This is a genomic window from Cohnella cellulosilytica, from assembly GCF_042431195.1.
Classification (GTDB): domain Bacteria; phylum Bacillota; class Bacilli; order Paenibacillales; family Paenibacillaceae; genus Cohnella; species Cohnella cellulosilytica.
This window is the reverse complement of the sequence record NZ_JBHMDN010000015.1, coordinates 101,070-117,047: the sequence shown is the minus strand read 5'-3', so window position 1 is coordinate 117,047 and position 15,978 is coordinate 101,070. Positions and strand designations below refer to the sequence as shown.

Annotated in this window: 10 protein-coding genes; all 10 read right to left on the bottom strand. The window is 57.5% G+C overall.

What is annotated here, in order from left to right; translation table 11 throughout:
• Window positions 1–16 precede the first annotated feature (16 nt).
• The 10 genes from ACFFT4_RS11695 to ACFFT4_RS11650 all read right to left on the bottom strand — a co-directional run bounded on the left by ACFFT4_RS11695 (window position 17) and on the right by ACFFT4_RS11650 (window position 15,971).
• Window positions 17–2,320 (bottom strand): carbohydrate-binding protein, encoded by a 2,304-nt coding sequence (locus ACFFT4_RS11695; protein ID WP_378047790.1) that lies wholly within the window; start codon window positions 2,318–2,320, stop codon window positions 17–19.
• A gap of 674 nt (window positions 2,321–2,994) precedes the next feature.
• On the bottom strand, window positions 2,995–3,600 hold the full coding sequence (locus tag ACFFT4_RS11690) for a nitroreductase family protein (protein ID WP_378047788.1): 606 nt from the start codon (window positions 3,598–3,600) through the stop codon (window positions 2,995–2,997).
• Between the two features lie 424 nt (window positions 3,601–4,024).
• The gene (locus ACFFT4_RS11685) at window positions 4,025–5,590 is read right to left on the bottom strand and encodes a polysaccharide deacetylase family protein (RefSeq protein ID WP_378047786.1); all 1,566 of its coding nucleotides are present in this window, start codon (window positions 5,588–5,590) and stop codon (window positions 4,025–4,027) included.
• Between the two features lie 17 nt (window positions 5,591–5,607).
• Window positions 5,608–7,401, bottom strand: coding sequence for a type 2 periplasmic-binding domain-containing protein (locus tag ACFFT4_RS11680; protein ID WP_378047785.1), 1,794 nt, complete (start codon window positions 7,399–7,401; stop codon window positions 5,608–5,610).
• A gap of 161 nt (window positions 7,402–7,562) precedes the next feature.
• Complete coding sequence (locus ACFFT4_RS11675) at window positions 7,563–8,468, bottom strand: carbohydrate ABC transporter permease (RefSeq protein WP_378047784.1); 906 nt, start codon at window positions 8,466–8,468, stop codon at window positions 7,563–7,565.
• A gap of 19 nt (window positions 8,469–8,487) precedes the next feature.
• Window positions 8,488–9,396 (bottom strand): ABC transporter permease, encoded by a 909-nt coding sequence (locus ACFFT4_RS11670; RefSeq protein WP_378047783.1) that lies wholly within the window; start codon window positions 9,394–9,396, stop codon window positions 8,488–8,490.
• A 358-nt stretch (window positions 9,397–9,754) separates the two neighbouring features.
• Window positions 9,755–11,416: a response regulator gene (locus tag ACFFT4_RS11665; protein WP_378047781.1), complete on the bottom strand. Its 1,662-nt coding sequence runs from the start codon at window positions 11,414–11,416 to the stop codon at window positions 9,755–9,757.
• A gap of 12 nt (window positions 11,417–11,428) precedes the next feature.
• Complete coding sequence (locus ACFFT4_RS11660; RefSeq protein WP_378047779.1) at window positions 11,429–13,192, bottom strand: sensor histidine kinase; 1,764 nt, start codon at window positions 13,190–13,192, stop codon at window positions 11,429–11,431.
• Between the two features lie 150 nt (window positions 13,193–13,342).
• Entirely contained in the window at window positions 13,343–14,599 is a 1,257-nt protein-coding gene (locus ACFFT4_RS11655; protein WP_378047778.1) for a metal-dependent hydrolase family protein, read from the bottom strand.
• Window positions 14,583–15,971 carry a lanthionine synthetase LanC family protein gene (locus tag ACFFT4_RS11650; RefSeq protein ID WP_378047776.1) on the bottom strand — a complete coding sequence of 463 codons (1,389 nt, stop codon included), beginning with the start codon at window positions 15,969–15,971 and terminating at the stop codon, window positions 14,583–14,585. Before ACFFT4_RS11650 ends, ACFFT4_RS11655 begins: the two co-directional genes overlap by 17 nt.
• Between the last annotated feature and the right edge of the window lie 7 nt (window positions 15,972–15,978).

Below are 15,978 nucleotides of genomic sequence, written 5' to 3'. Positions count from 1 at the left end.
GTTAAAAATCGATCGATTACCAACCGACAGTGACGATCAGGGCCGTCGGGTCGTTATGCTCCAGATAGGCGGCTTGCGTATACACGTCGTCGTAGCAAAATCCGTAGGACAGTCCGTCGATGCTGTGGTCGTGCCAGAACTTCGCATAATAATTGCTGGGCGCAATTTTGTAATATTCGCTTGTGTCGGTCCATGAAGCCGGAGTCGCGAATACGCCCCTGTTCAGAGCCGCGCAGATCTCGGGATCGGAGGCGGCGCCGATGCCGAGCAGAATATCCTGGGTCGTCGGCTTCGGTCCCGGCCTGTTCCACACTTGATTCACATAGCTGTCAAAATAGTCCGCATAAGGGCCGCCGGCTTTGAAGCCGCCCTTCGCGGGAGCCAGAATTCGGTAAGGCGCTTGCACAAGCGTCTTGAATTCCGCGGGCACCTCGTTCAAATAAGCGGCGAACAAGGCGGCGCGCGTCTCGGTCTCGCCGACGGTCCGGTCGTAGCCGTCCGCGCAGATCAGGCGGTGCGTGATCGGGAATCCGAAGGCGTCGACCCGGGTCGTATTGCCGTGGTATCCGCCCGCGTCGAGCGTGAACTCGATAAAGTCCCAGTACACGTCGTTGTTCGGATCGGTCGGGTTGTTCACGTCGGGACCCGCATAGCCGTCGTTGTACAGCTTGATGTACAGCGGGCTGCCGATGCTCAAGAACATCCGTCCCGAGCTGATGGCGGGCACCGATACGATCGGAACGTCGCTTACCTTGTGGTAGATGTTTGCGTAATTATTGCCGTTCTTGGTCAAATGTCCGGGGGCGTCGTTCAACGCGGTCGATGTCGGAACCAGGTTTCCGTTCGCGTCCAAATAGCTGAGCTGATTGGCCGCATTCAATCCCAGTACCGCCCAATAGATTTCGTTGTCCGCGAAGTTCCCTCTCGTGCCGTTCTGAATGTGGAAGTCCATCGCTCCGCCGTTGACGGATATTTTATAAGCCGCGCTCGCCAGGTCCGAATCCGTCATGCCGGCCTTCATGGCGATCGCTTTTACGGTGGTTGTCGTCGAAACCGAGATCGGTCCCGTATACGTAAGCGAGGCGGCAGTCGGCGTAGAGCCGTCCGTCGTATACTTGATCGTCGCGCCCGGCGTCGACGTCGCCAAGGTGACGTTCTGCGGCGTCGCATAGGTGCCGCCGGCAGGCGCGAATGTCGGGGACGCAACTTTGGCCGGCAGCGTTCCCGGCGTAAATTGGAACCAATTGATATTGAAGCCGCCGGCACTCGCGAATAGAGTCAACGTTTGACTGCCCGCTTCCAGCGTCACGATCGAATCAACCGTCGTCCAGGCTTGCCAGCCCTCCGTGTTCGGGACGGCCGTCGTCCCCAGCACGGTCGATCCGGACTTTAATTGAAGCTGGCCCGTCGCGTTCGGACTGGATACGCGATACTGCACCGTATACGTTCCCGCTGCCGCCACGTTGACGTTATAGCTCATCGAGTCCCCGGTATCGATCCACCCGACATTTAACCCGCCTTCCGAGGAAGGCTCCGTCGCCACTCCGATCATGGCATCGAAGCTTTCCGCTTCGATCTTGCCGGGAATCGATTTACCGTTGGGCAGATTGATCGTGTACGCGGCCGTCGACACCGCCGAATCGGCAAACCCGGCCTTCATCGCAACGGCTTTAATCGTCACGCTCGCCGCCACGTTGATCGCTCCCGTATACGTCGGGGAAGCCGCCGTAGGCGTCGAGCCGTCCGTCGTATACTTGATCGTCGCCGCCGGTGTTGCGGACGCCAGCGTCACGCTCTGCGCGGACGTATACGTTCCGGCAGCCGGACTGAACGTCGGCGCGGACGTCATCTGCGTCGGCGCAGCGGACGTAATCTCCAGCCAGTTCAAGTTCCAGCCGTTCGTGACCGCATACACGCGAAGCGTCTGATTGCCCGCCGTCAGATTAGCCGTAGTCGCAACCGTCTGCCAGCTTTGCCAGCCGCCCGTGTTCGGCACGGTCGCCGCAGCCAGCGTCGTTGTCCCGCTTCGCAGCTCCAGCTTCGTTCCGGCATAAGGGCTGGATACCCGAAAAGAGACGTTGTACTTTCCGGACGAAGGGATGTTGACCGCATAATCCATCCAGTCTCCCGCATCGATGTACGCGACGTTCTGTCCGCCCTCCGTGCTCGCCTCCGTCTGAATGCCGCTCATCGCGGAGTAGTTTTCCGCTTCGATCCTGCCCGGATCTCCGAGCGCAGCCCAAGCGGCAGGCGTAAGCGCCAGCATTTCGACCAACAAAAACAAGATCATGAAATAAGCGCGCGCTTTTTTCCCGTTCATTATCTCGCCACCCTTTCGTGTACGCTCTATGAGCGAAATGATCAAGAACCCTCTCTTTTTGGGCCTGAAGCCCGATCGACCGACAGTGCGCACGTGCTTTTTCCGACACAAAGAAAACGGTTTCATTTCGGGCCGTTCCCGGATACAATCAAAGGCACCACCTCCTTCATATCGCATCTTTTCTTTCGGTTTACCGGAATCTGTCTCGCGAGAATCGATTGGAAGGTTGAGAGAGCGCGCATGCATGGCATTGCAAGCAACGGGTTAGAGAGTGTGAAGGGATTACGAAACGTCGGATTGGAATTCGCAACGTTATGGAGGTTCCAGAGAGGAAATCAGCCGTGGCCGAAAGACGTCGCGAACGACAACTATTCACCCTAACCACAATGAATTACCCATTAGGATGGAATATTGTGAAAAAATTGTTATTCGTGCGTTCATTATACCGCTCTCCCTGCAAATTGGAAGATGACAAACTAAAGAATGTTATGACGTTTTTTCAATATTGTCGAAATAAACAGAGACCCGAGTGCGGAGACTTGAAATCAGTCTTCCTTCTCGGGCCTCTTGCTTCTCCTGCCGGCATGTCCGCATGCCGCAACTACTCGGCCTGCTATGGCCTTCGCTCAATCGAGCGCCTTGTCTTCAAGCAGAACCCCGGCGGACGGGACCGTTCACCGGTTGTTGATCGGCTGGCCGAATACGCCCTTGAACGCGGTTTGCTCCAGCGGACGGCGCGGCGACGGAACCTCGCGCGCAGCCATCGCTTCGGGAAGCGCGTCCTTGTCCCCCTGGTAGCCCAGAGCGACGGCCGCCTGAATCGCAAAATCGTCCGGAACGTTCAGCGTCTGGCGGGCCAGCTCGAAGTCGAAGCCGGTCATCGCATGGGTTGCGAGACCTTTGCGCACCGCCTCGTGCGCCAACGCGCCCCAAGCCGCTCCCGCATCGAACGCGGCCGACGGGAACGGTCCGTTCTCCGAGGAAGTTTGAGAGACGATCAGGATGAGCACCGGCACTTTCGCGCACCAGCCGCGATTGAATTCGTTCAGGAACGGCAAAAACCTGGCGCGCTCCTCGGGCGTGCGCGCCACGATAAATCTCCAAGGCTGAAAGTTAAACGCAGAGGGCGCATAGCCGGCCGCTTCCAATACGGCGAACAGCGTTTCCTCGGGAACCTCCTTCTCCTGAAAGGAACGCGGCGACCAACGGTTAACGTTGATCGGATCGATGTCGTAAACGGTAGGACGGACTTGGGCGGCGGCTTCTTGAACTGTGGTCATTTCGTTGTGTTACCTCCTGCGTTTGCATGGTCTAGTTGGATAAACTCCACTTTCTTTATTTTAGCGCAAAATTCGATAAAACCCTAATTTTCAGAGACCGCATCCGTCTAAGAAACGAGCCAACTGCCCCAGAAATCCGCCGCTTGCCCCACCTGACCCGAGACACGCTAAGTAACCTGCTATTATCCACCGTTGCCCCGCCATTTGACACGAGATGCTCGAAGAAACCTGTTATTGCCCTTCGAAAACCCGTCGCTTACCCCGTGATGTTCTACAGAATCGGTTATCCCCACGCGAAAAGCTCATTTCCGGGCCGCGATGTTCTACAGAATCGGTTATCTCCGCGCGAAAAGCTCATTTCCGGACGGCGGTGTTCTACAGAATCGGTTGAGACGATATTGCTGGCCAGCCTCCAGCCAGTACGTTAGAACCGCAGCGTCAGCTCGCGCCCGTCCGCGCGAAAATCGATGCCGTTCGAGACGGCCGTCATCCGGGCGGTCGAATGCACCCGGTACGAGTGGCCGTGATACGTGTAGTCGATCGCCCCGGGACTCAGCTTTATGCCCGGCAGCTCGGCCGTTTCTCCCCATGACAGCCGAAGGCCCCAGCTCGGACGCTCCGAGATGAAGCTTACGCTCCTCTCCGCGCAGCGAATCCGCAGCTCTTCCTCCCCATCCAGACGGATGAGAATCGTCAGCTCTCCCGGCACGGATTCGTCCGTCTCCATCGAGCGGGCAGAGAGCGGCGCTTCCTTCCCTTCGTCGTCGTACAGGACAGGAGCGATTCCGGCCGCCCCCTCTCCGACACTCCAGAGGGCGCTGTCGACAACGGGTAGCGTGTCGTACCGGCTATACCTGTCCGGACACGTCTCCCGCAAATATCGTTCCTCGTAACACTCGTCGAACAGATGAATATCCCGAATCCGGATCTCGCCATTATTGTTCAGCAGATTCAGCCGGTAATAGCGGTTATAGAACCAGACCGATTGCCGCCCTTCGTCCCTCCAGTCGGTCAACGCGCTGATCGAGGAGGCCGGCGTAAGGGGATACCGCCTCCTGAACCAGCGGCCGGAATCCGCCAGCGTCTCGACGCGCAGCTTCCCTTCCGTCCGGGCGGCCGCGAGCAGCTCGACCTGATCGGTCAGCCCCTCTTTCATCGCCGCCCAGCCGAAAGAATTTTCCTGGCCGACCTGCGTATAACCGAAGGAAACCTGCTCCGGGCGAAAGTTCACCTCGTAAAACCACCGCACCCACTCCGGTATGCCGCCTCCGCCCTCGTCGCCCGAATATACCGGCTCCAGAGTGATGACGCTCTGCCCGTTGCCGCCCAGCCGGGCGTCGTATTGATAGATCGGATCACTCCCGAGCATGCGGAACACGGGGACCGGGATTTGGCCCGCTTCGGTCTGTGCCGGCATAAAGCCGTTCCTCCGGCTGGGGTAATACGCCTGATTGTAGTAGCCGCCCCACAGCGTATATCCGTCGGTCCCCCATTGATCCTTGCAATTGCAGGACGCGACAATGCCGTACTTGTCGGACAGGTAGGCCAGCGTGTGCGCATCAAGGAACCAGGAGCCGACCGACTGCGGATAGGCGCCGAACCGGGCCCGAAACTCCTCCATGAGCGCGTCCGCCAGCTTCTCCCGCTCCGGTGGCGTATAGCCGACGGTAAAGGCGATATGCGCGTGCCAATCCCAGGCATAACGCCCCCGCCACGGAACCCCGGCCTTGTCGGCCAAAGGCTGCACGACCTCGAACCAGACTCCGATCTCCTGGGTTTCGTCCGCCTCGCGAAGAAGCAGATCGGCGAAAGCCGGATCGATCAAGGCGTCGTACTGGAGCAGCCACGTCGCCGGGAGCCCATGCTTGCGTACGAGCGCCAACTGCTCCCGGACCGGCTCGAGCAGATCGATCGGCTCTCTCGGCTCGAAGCCGCGGATAAAGTTAATGATGTTGACGCGATTCGGATACAATGCCGCTGTGTTATTCATTGACCGCTCCTCAAATTTTACTCCCCGATAACGACCGGACTGTCGTTATAGACGTTGCGGGGAACCGTTCTCTTGATATCGACCGTGATTTTGCCCGCCGGCGTTTCGCTGTAAGCCTGATATTCCTGATTGAATTCGGCAATCGTCTCCTCGTCGTGGCCGCGAACCTTCATCTCGTTCAGAAATTGCTCGTAAGCGCTCTCGAACTCCTTGTCGCTCTTCGCCAGCAGCATTTTCGCGTAATACTGCATGCGAATATCGCTCTGTACCGGAGTGTACTTCTCTACCATGCCGCCGATGACCGGCTTGATACGGCTTGCCGTAGTCGTAAGTCCGAACGTTCCTTGCTCGTGATTGATCTCTTCGGCCTTGTACAGCATCGCGTTGTACGCCGGCCAAGGCGGTTCCACCGTCTTGATATGCGTGCTTCCGACGCTGGCGAAGTTTTTCCACCACCAGAAGCCGTATTGGGTGACGCTCGCCATGCCTCCGTTGTCTCCGCCCCAATACTTGGGTCCGCGGAATACGTCGTAAACCTCGGCTGCGGCTCCGTCTTCCATTTTATACGCGCCCATCTCCTCCGTCCCGTACTCCATGAGCAGGAAAGCCTCTTCGGTCTGCATCCAGTCGATTCCCTTCATCATGCGATCCGGGTCCTTGACGTTGGCGCTGATTCCCGTGCCGTTGGAACCGAACGGATTGTAGTTGGCATATTGGGCCAATTTCACCCCGGACTGTGCAGGAAGCGGCGTCGGGAAAAACCATCCTTCGGGAAAACCCCTCTTTTCCAGCTCGTTGTAGGTAATCGCTTCGGGGATGCCGCTGCCTTTCAGCGTCGTCGTATTGGGATTGTCCCATCCTCCGAACAGCATGGCGCCGAAACGCAAATTGTTGACCTTTTCCTTAAACAGATCGTTTTTCTGGAACGCCGTCTCCGGATCGAGCAGACCGTTCAGATACTGGCGGTTCAGCCACAGGAACGCCTCCTTGAAGCCCGGCAGCTTGTAGTCCGGAACGACCGTGCCGTCCGCCTGCTCGTTGTAGCCGTTGTCCGAGCTGCGAACGCCGAACATCGACATGACGATCTCGAGACCCGCGAAATTTTCCCCGCCCAGGGACAGCGGAATAATGCTCCGTCCTTGACTGTCCTTGAATCCTTTCATGGCGTTCAGATAGCTCTCGAAGCCGTCAAGCGTCTGCAGGTCGTCCGGGGTCATGCCCGCCTTCTCCAGCAGCGTGTTTTGCACCCATAGTCCCTGCGCGTTGCCCTGCCATGCGGACGGCTCGTCGATGACCGGCTCGTAGGCGGAAGGCACGAAGTAGATGTGACCGTCGCTTGCCCGCCAGTAATCGATAATGCGCTTGTCGATCTTGGCCAGATTCGGGTACTCCGCCGAATTGTCGAAATAATCGTCGAGCGGCAGCAGCTTCTTCTCGTCGACCAGGCGCGACCATACGAGACTGTCGGAGGGCAGCATGATCGCGTCCGGAAAGTCGCCGGCGACAAGCTTGAGATTGATCTGCTGGGACAGATCGGCGCCGTTGCCGATCTCGACTTTGTCCCAATTGATGCCCGATCTTGTCATGACTTCCTGCGTAATGGGACCGTCCAGGTTGATCGGTGTCGTCATCGCCGGAGCGTACAGCTTGTAATGCGTCAGCGACTCCGTAACGGGGGAATTGGCGCTCGGGCTCTCTCCTCCGCTGTCCCTCTGGGTCTCGTTCCCCTTGCTCGCGCAGCCCGCAAGCAGCGCCGCCGCCAACGTCAGCGATAATACCGATTGGGTTCCGACTTTCCATCCTTGCTTCATATCGATGAATCCCCCTCATATTGGAATGGCTTAACATCGCCGATCATTGATTTTCTTCCTCTATGTGATCAAAGAACGCGGCGAGAGGAGCCGGCCGAGCGACAGGATCCATGCCGCCCGCGGGTACGCTCCCGCATTCGTTGGTTATCCGCGCCATAGCGCTATTCCTTGACGGAGCCGATCAATACGCCCTTCACGAAAAAACGCTGGAGAAACGGATAAACGAGCAGAATCGGCAGTACGGCAATCATGATCGTCGCCATGCGGACCGACTTGGGCGTAATCGCGTCCGGGTTGTACAGGCGGGCCTGATTCATCGTTGTCATCTGGCTGGCGCTGATCATCTGACGCGCTTCGATCGTGCTCAGCATCCGCTGCAAGTAGGTCGGAAGCGGCTGCAGGTCGATATCGTGGACGAAAAAAGCGCCGGTATACCAGTCGTTCCAATGTCCCACGGCCGTAAACAGGCCCAGCGCCGCAAACAGAGGCATAGAGAAGGGCAGCACGATGTAAAAATAAATCCGCATATAGCCTCCCCCGTCCAGTTTGACCGATTCGACGACGCTTTCCGGGATGTTGTTCTGAAAGGAGGTTTTCATGACGAACATATTCCAGATGCTGAACAGGGACGGGACGACGTACACCCAAAAGTTGTTGATCAACCCCAGATGAATTAACTGAATGTAGAAAGGAATAAGACCGCCGCTGAACAGCATCACGAACAGGAAGACGAGCAGCAGCGGCTGCCTGCCCGGCAATTCCTTGCGGGACAAGGCGTAGGCGACAAGCGAGGTCACCAGCAATGAGCCGAGCGTGCCGATGACGGTCCGCTGCACCGTAATCCAGAAAGCGTTGAGAATCGTGCGATCGGACAGCATTACGTAATAGTTGTCCAACGTGAAGGTGCGGGGCCACCAATAGATGCCGCCGAGGCTGGCATCCCTGCCTTCATTGACGGACAGGATCAAAATGTACCACAAAGGATAGACGCATAGAAAAGCGAACGTTGCCAGCACAACAGCGTTGCCGATTGTAAATGCTCTGTCCCCCAATTTGTAACGTCCCATACCTAGCTTCACTCACTTTCTACCAGAGGCTTTCTCCGCCGATGCGCTTGGACAGCAGGTTGCTGAACACCAGAAGGATTGTCGCGATCACGCTCATGACGAGCCCGATGGCGGTCGTCTGGGAATATTGCGCCTGCCCGATGCCAAGCCGCAGAACGTACGTATCGATAACCTCCGCCACACCGATATTCGCCGGATTGATCATGGCGTAAATCTGATCGACCCCCACGCTGAGCAAGCCGGGAACCGTCAAAATCAGGACGACGGATATGATCGGAACGATGCTGGGCAGCGTAACGTAGCGCATCTGCGCGAATCGGCCCGCTCCGTCGACGACGGCGGCCTCATACAGCACGGGATTGATGCCGGAAATGGCGGCCAGGTACAGAATCGTGCCCCAACCTACTTCCTTCCACATGCTGCTAAGCACGAAAATGGGGCGAAACCACGTCTCCGAGCCCATAAAAGCGATCGGCTCCATCCCGAAGCTGCGCAGCAGCGAGTTCGCGCCGCCCCCGTCGATCGACAGGAAGGCGTCCAGAAAACCAACGACCACGATCCAGGAAATAAAGTGCGGCAGGTAGCTCAGCGATTGAACGACGCGCTTGAACAGGAACGACCGGACTTCGTTGATAAGCAGCGCGACGACGATCGTAGTGGGAAAAACGAACAGCAGCCGCAGAAAAGTCAGCAGGAACGTATTCCCGGTCGCCCGCCAGAAGTCGTTGCTGGCCGCGAATTCCCTGAAATTCTGCAAGCCGATCCACGGACTCCGCCAAATGCCGTCGCTGAAGCTGTAATCCCGAAAAGCAATCTGCAGCCCCAGCATCGGAATGTAGTTAAACAGCACGATCAGCGCCGCTCCCGGCAAAATAAACAGGTACAGCGGAAGATAACCTTTCTGCTTCAGCATCCATAAGCGATGCATGGCTCCGACCTCCTTTCTCTCGATGTCATAATGCTTATCCTGAATATAAGCCAGCCCTGAAGCGCTTACAATTGTCGGAATGCACGATTAGTTCTGCTCAGACGCTTTCATGTTTTCACGCAGGCAAAAGAGGCTGTTCCCTAAGCGCTTCAAGCTGCATTGAAAGATAATCGATGAACAAGGTGCCAGGGGGATGTACCTCCTTCCGATGCTATACGCTCCTGAAATGAGAATGATAAACCCGTGATAGGGTGATTTCAGGAACGTATGAGGCTTCTCCAGGAGGTACATACCCCTTCTTTGTCTATCGATCCTCTCCAGCAGCTCTGCTTAGGGAACAGCCTCTTCGCCGGTCGAATCAATCGGAATCGGGGGCAGAATCGGCGTCGGGGCCAGAGCCGGATTCGGAAAATCCGTGAAAATCCCGATATTCCTTGGGGCTGAAGCCCGTTATCCGCTTGAACAAGCCGGTAAAATAGCCGATATTCTGGTAGCCCACCCGTTCGGCGACCTCGTACAGCTTGAGCTCCGGCTGCTGCAGCATCTCCTTGGCCTTCTGGACGCGAATGCGGATAAGCTGGTCGGTGAAGGAAATGCCCAGCTCGGTCCTGAACAAGGCGCCCAAGTAGTTGGGACTCAAATAGACGGAGTCGGCGACCGAACGCAGCGAGAGATTGTCGGAATAACGCTCGTTCATATGGTCCAGCGCTTTCTGCACGACGAGGAGCGTATGGCTCTTTTTTCTCGCCGCGATAAACTCGCACATCCCGCTTACGATATGGATCGTCTCCTGCAGCATCTCCGGTTCCTCCCGGCATTCGAGAAGACGCTCCCACAGTTTCTTCTCCGGGCCGAACTGGCGGCCGACGTCTCCGATCTCCGCCGCGGTCCGATAGGCTCCGCTGACGAGCTGCAGACAGAGACTCCTCAATTCGGCGCCATGGACTTGGAGCTTCCCGGCGACGCCGCTCAAAATTTCTCCGAGCAGACTTAAGCTGCTTTGGCTGTCCCCGGCTCCGAGCACGTCGCAAAACTCGCCGACCCATTCCTCCGGACTTTTCTCCGGGCCGTCTCCCCGCTCCGTCAGCAGCTTCCAGCTGTACGCACTCTCGCCGCCGCCCAGCAGTCTGTGGTTAACCGCCCGCTGCGCCAGCCGGAAGCTCTCGCTCAACCGGCTCAGCTTGGAGACAAACGGTCCGATCCCGATCGTCGCCTTGCACCCGGGAAGATGGGCGAGCTCGGCGCTCAGACGCCGGATGCAGGGCTCCGTCTCGCGCTCCGCCTCGTCGTCGAAAGATCCAAAACGCAGGATCAGCACGATATTGCCCCGCGGCGATGTCGTTCTCTGCTCCAGCAGCGACCCGCAGGTGGCTTCGACCGCTTGATCCAGATTGCCCTTCACGCGCTCCAACTGCGCCTCCCTCGGAAGAGGAGAGGAGGGATCGGTATCGACAACCAGAGTAAGCACGCAGCGCAATCCTTCGGCCGCGAACAAGTCCAGCGCATCCGCGCGAGCGCGGATCGTCTCCTCGCCGACGACGAGTCCGTTCAGAATCTCCTGCAGCAGCTGCTCCTGCGCAATCGGCTTAAACGTGTCGAGCTGCGCTTTCATCTGCTCCTCTTCCCTCGTTTTCGACTGCTCCGTCCGCTCCGAGAGAGCGATCCGATCCAGAACCGCGTTTAATTCGTCGAACAGAATCGGCTTGACCAGGAAAGCGTCCACTCCGATATCCAGCGCCGTCTTGGCGTATTGAAACTCCTCGTAACCCGTCACCATAATGACGCGCAGACGGGGATTCAGCTTTCTCATGCGGGAGGACAGTTCGAGTCCGTCCATCCCCAGCATGCGAATATCCGTGATCAGCAGATCGGGGGGACAGCGGCCCGCCTTCTCCAGCGCGCCGTCGGCATCCTCCGATTCTCCGATCACGCGCATATGATGCCGATCCCACTCCACATGTCTGACGATCGATCTCCGCTGCCGTTCTTCGTCATCCACCACGAGCACTTTGATCTCCATCTGTGTCCCTCCTTAACCGGTCGGCGCGACCTGCCCGGCGTTCTGCGGAATAAGCAGCTGAACCGTGGTGCCCTCGCCCGGCGCGCTCTGAATGCGCAGCCGGCAAGCCTGTCCGTAGTGGCGCCTCAACCGCTCATTCACGTTGTATATTCCGAAGCCCTGGCGATCCGTGCCGCTGTTCGCGTGCTTCGTCAAGCTGTCCAACTGCTCCTTCGTCATGCCGGAGCCGTTATCGGCGACCGTTACGCACAGCATGTCCCCGAGCAACCTGCTGGTCACGGTGAGACAGCCTCGACCGCCGGTACGCACGAAAGCATGCAGCAAAGCGTTCTCCACGATCGGCTGCAGCGTAATTTTCACAATATTACATGAAAGCGTCTCTTCCTCGATATCGAACACCGCCGTAAGCCTGCCCGGATACCGCGATTCGTGGATATCCAGATAAGCTTTGACATGCTCCAGCTCTTCCCTGAACGTCAACATGTCGACGCCCCGATTCAGCGCCAATCTGAAAAATCTGGCCAAGGCGTCGACGGTGCTGCCGATTTCGGAGGAGCCGACGTCCATGGCCATGCTTTTGACCAGCGCGAGCGTATTGTAGAGAAAATGGGGATTGATCTGCGCTTGCAACAGGTTCAGCTTCTCCGTCTCGGTCCGGCTTCTGGCCTCCGAAATCTCGCTGAGCGAATGCTCCAGCCGGCTGGACATATTGTTGAATTCCACTTCGAGATCGGCCAGCTCGTCCTTGCCGTGAACTTTAATCGTAAGTCCCATGTCTCCGTCTCGTACCCTTCTCATGCTTCGGATCAAGGAATTGAGCCGCTTCGTCGTTCTTAGCCCGAACCCGGCCAGCACGGAGAAGGTCAGGAGCACGAACAGGACGCTGACGGTGATGGCCGCGTTCTTGACGAGCTGCAGCCTTTTCCATAATTCCTCCTGGCCCACGATGGTCACGATCTTCCATCCCAGACGGTTCGTATCGTAGACGACCATACTTTGCAGGCCGTTGATTTTCGCCGAATACCAGCCGTGCTCCGACTCGTAGATTTTCTCCAGGTAGGGCAATTCGCCGATATCGCCGCCATCCCTGCGGTCCATATAGTTGGACAGCACCTTCCCCTTGGCGTCCAGCACCAGAAACCCGCCCTTTTTCGCGGTTAACGGGTTCGTAATTTGATCGAACAGCGCCCTGTTCGTCACCTCGACGTGGATCAGCCCGAACCTCTCGTTCGACAAGTAATCCACCAGCCACTTGCTGATATGCAGGGAGGGCTCGGAATGATCGTTTTTCCATTCGTAATACCAGTAAAATTGCCGGGTCTTGTCCTCCATCGGCGCGTACCAGACTTCCTGCTCGGCCTTCTCCAGGTTCAGGACGGTTCCGCCATCCTCGTGCAGACTGGCGTTGCTCTTATAGAATTGAATCGTCTTCATCGGAAAATAGGAGCGGATTCTGTTGACCGCGGAATTAATCTGCTGCAGCCCCGTCACTTCCTCCTGAAGCGACTGATACTGCTGCGTAAGCGTCGTCGTAATTCCGGAATCGAGCGAGAGCTGCATCAGAATGTTCTGATAGCCAATAATCCGATACTCGATATTCTCGTTCAACTGGTAGGAAACCTTCTCCAGCATCTCGCGGCTTTCCCTCTGAGCAAGCAGCAGACTGCTGGAAAACAAGTAGTAACCGATGATCAGAACCGGAACGATCAGGAACAGAATCACGATCAAAATCAGCTTTTGCAGCAGTCGAACCCGGTTCCAATAATCGGCAACCATCCTCGTTCTCCCCTTTTTTGCAAACGCTTTCTAACAAGTCGTTTCGGACCGGCTCGACGTGGATTCAAGGTAGAAAACCTCCCGTCCGGCTGGATGTTTTGTTCTTCATTTACACTTTACCAGAGGAGGGGAGGTTTTTCTATTGGGAGTTCAGAGCGTGTTTTTGTACACCGCCGCGTCCTTCATGATAAAACGAATATTGTCGGGATCCGCCAAGATGGCCAGATCCTCGACCGGATTTCCTCGAACGATAAGCAAATCGGCGAACGCCCCTTCCTCCAAGACCCCGATTTTGCCTTCCGGATACGGGTTCAGAAAAGAAGACAGCTTCAGCATTTCATGCGCATTGCCGGTTGCCGCCACGAGACCGCGGAAGCTGCCGAACCGCGCCTTGTACAAGCGGAAATCGTCAAGCTGAATGGCCGCGGCTTTGCCGATGTCGCCGAGGACGTCGGTTCCGTACAGAATAGGCAGGTTGTACTTGTCGATCCACTCGGCCGAGCGTCTTTCGCCTTGACGAAAATCTTCGAACAGCTTGACAACGGCTTGCGGAAGCCCTGTCAGCGGGTATTCCCGACCGAGCTGCGGACCCGGCGTGAGCCAAATCCCTTTGTCGGCGACTATTTTCGCGGTTTCTTCGTCAAGCAGCGTAGCGTGCTCGAAGCACTTCACGCCCGCTTCGGCCGCGCGCCGCATGGACTGCGGGGTATACAGATGGGCCATCACATAGGTGCCGTAGTCGGCGGCGGCACCGACGGCGGCTTTCATTTCCTCCAGAGTAAACTGCACGGTCGGAATCGGATCGTAAGCGGAGCTGAAGCCGCCTCCCGCCATGAGCTTGATCTGGGAGGCTCCGAGAAAAAGCTGCTCCCTCACCGCCCGGAGCACCTCGTCCGCGCCGTCGGCAATGACCGATATTTTGCTATTCAGATCGGCGGAGGCGTAGATGCCATCCGTGATTCTCTCTTCCGCGCGGCTTGCGCGAATGTCTCCGTGTCCGCTGGTCTGCGAAATCATGGCGTTGGAGGGTAAAATTCGGGGCCCTTCGAGAAAACCGTTATCGATGTTTTTCTTCAGACCGTAGGTGATGCCGCCTGCGTCGCGCACGGTCGTGAAACCGCGCAGCAGCATTTCCTTCGCGAACCGGACGGAACGAACCGCTTTCTCGTCGATCCGCCAGCCGTCCGACAGCGAATGACCCGTGATGGACAAATGCACGTGCGCGTCGGTCAATCCGGGGATCACGGTTTGGTACCCCGCATCGTACACCGCCGCGAAGCCGTCTTCCGGCAAGGCTGCGTCGACAATATCTGTGACCAGCTTGTCCTCGATGACAATGCTGGCGTTGTGCCGCAACTCGGCATGTTTGCCGTCGAATACATTGGCGTTCTTAATGAGCAGCCGCATCATACGCACCTCCGAAAGGTTGTTCCCCGTTCCGCTGCGGATAAGGGTCGTCCAGCAAACGACGCCAGCGGAACGTTCCGTCCAGCGTCTGGTACAGTTGAAGCAGCGCGGCGGCAATGCCCGCAGAGCCGTGCATATACCCTTTGTTCAGCGTAATTTTGTCCGGCTCCAGCCGGGTTTCCGCGAGGGGCCAGGCAATCGCGCCGTTGCCGATGTCTTCGGCTTCCCCGAGCAGCACTTTGGCGCAGCGGATTGCCGCATCGAGATAATGCCGGTCGCCGAACGCCGCGAATAGCGCAAGCTGGAACTGCAAAATCGCAGCCGTGCCGCAGCAGATGCAAGTGTTGTTCCAGTAGCCGGAAGATTGCGTTTCCGGTGCGCCGAGACTGAGAAGGCCTTTGCTCATGTCCTCGATCGCGCGCTTGTAGCCGGCATCCCCCGTCATGCGGTAAAGCTGATAGAACACTTTGGAGGTTCCTCCCGCTCCGTGACAGGCGCCTAAATAAAAGGTGCTGTCCGCCGGATCGTCCGTCAGCGGAACGAGCGCCCCTTCCTTCAGCGGTACGGATATGGCGTTCAGATAGTCCGCCGCCGCCCGGGCGGAAGCGAGAAATATTTCGTCGCCGGTATAGGCGTGGAATACCGCCATCGCATATCCGATGCCGGAGGTGCCGATGACGAAATTGGGAAAGCTGTGCGGATAATCGGGAGGTTTAATCGCCCACGCTTTGCCTCCCCTTACGCTCGGGGTCTGATTCTTTACGATGGTTTTAGCGGCGGCAACGGCCAGCGAACGCCATTGCGCCTCATTCAGCGCAACCGCAATCCTTAGCAGCAGAAGGGCGATCCCCGAATCTCCCACGGCAAAGTAAGGCAGCCCGGTCCAGCTCACATCGCCGTCCTTCCGTTCGGCGGACAAGGCCAAATGCTCGGCGATTTCCCGCAAGGCAATCCGGCTGTCGGCATCTTGCGTTTCTTCATAATAAGCCAACAGCGCGACGGCGATGCTGCCCACTCCCGAATTGACATTTAACTCGTAACCTTTCGCGGTCAGGTTTGCTATTCGCAATTGACTCCGCCAGTGCCGGCCAACATAACGAAAGCCTTGCTGCGCAATCCGCAGATCGGCATCGTGCCGGGTGGATTTGTACCGCATCAAATAAAAATAGGCAAGACCCGCCGCTCCGTTCTCGAATCCGAGGTCGGGGTCCGTATCGACGGACGTGTCGATCCAGCAGCAGCCGTCGGAGCCGGACACGCGAAATCGCTCGATGTACCGGTGCGCTTGTTCAACCGCCGCAAGCAGGTCGGACGCTTCCGTCCGCTCGGCAGTCGCAAAGGATTTTCCAATGGCATGCGTATGGTCGCTCATCTGGCAG

What these genes read in the sequence shown, in the direction of transcription:
- ACFFT4_RS11680 (WP_378047785.1), bottom strand. Translation starts at nt 7,401, where the DNA reads ATGAAGCAAGGATGGAAAGTCGGAACCCAATCGGTATTATCGCTGACG.
- ACFFT4_RS11695 (WP_378047790.1), bottom strand. Translation starts at nt 2,320, where the DNA reads ATGAACGGGAAAAAAGCGCGCGCTTATTTCATGATCTTGTTTTTGTTG.
- ACFFT4_RS11660 (WP_378047779.1), bottom strand. Translation starts at nt 13,192, where the DNA reads ATGGTTGCCGATTATTGGAACCGGGTTCGACTGCTGCAAAAGCTGATT.
- ACFFT4_RS11690 (WP_378047788.1), bottom strand. Translation starts at nt 3,600, where the DNA reads ATGACCACAGTTCAAGAAGCCGCCGCCCAAGTCCGTCCTACCGTTTAC.
- ACFFT4_RS11655 (WP_378047778.1), bottom strand. Translation starts at nt 14,599, where the DNA reads ATGCGGCTGCTCATTAAGAACGCCAATGTATTCGACGGCAAACATGCC.
- ACFFT4_RS11665 (WP_378047781.1), bottom strand. Translation starts at nt 11,416, where the DNA reads ATGGAGATCAAAGTGCTCGTGGTGGATGACGAAGAACGGCAGCGGAGA.
- ACFFT4_RS11650 (WP_378047776.1), bottom strand. Translation starts at nt 15,971, where the DNA reads ATGAGCGACCATACGCATGCCATTGGAAAATCCTTTGCGACTGCCGAG.
- ACFFT4_RS11685 (WP_378047786.1), bottom strand. Translation starts at nt 5,590, where the DNA reads ATGAATAACACAGCGGCATTGTATCCGAATCGCGTCAACATCATTAAC.
- ACFFT4_RS11675 (WP_378047784.1), bottom strand. Translation starts at nt 8,468, where the DNA reads ATGGGACGTTACAAATTGGGGGACAGAGCATTTACAATCGGCAACGCT.
- ACFFT4_RS11670 (WP_378047783.1), bottom strand. Translation starts at nt 9,396, where the DNA reads ATGCATCGCTTATGGATGCTGAAGCAGAAAGGTTATCTTCCGCTGTAC.